The organism is Saonia sp. (genome assembly GCF_056326165.1).
Map to the genome: position 1 here is coordinate 159,780 of NZ_JBWFBN010000004.1, position 259 is coordinate 160,038.

Sequence of the window (259 nt, forward strand, 5' to 3'; positions counted from 1 at the left end):
ACAATAGAGTGATTTTCTGTATTAAATCCAGTAAAAGTCAATGAGTTAGATTGGGCTGTATAATCTGCCCCTGCCGTAGCATTATTATCTGCCGTATCATAATCCACAGTGAAAATACTAGGAACAGTTCCAGTTAAGGTCACAGTAAAAGTAGCTGTACCGTCATCTTCGTCCACTGTTACATCATTGATGCTAACCGTTGCCGTATCATCATCTGTAAAACTACTGGTCCCCACATTGTCCGCTACACTTATGGTCG

1 protein-coding gene is annotated in these 259 nt (G+C 40.9%); it reads right to left on the reverse strand.

Annotated elements, in window-relative coordinates:
* Nucleotides 1-259 (reverse strand): Calx-beta domain-containing protein (locus AC000W_RS05825; protein WP_474746844.1); only part of this gene is annotated, 259 nt, incomplete at both ends.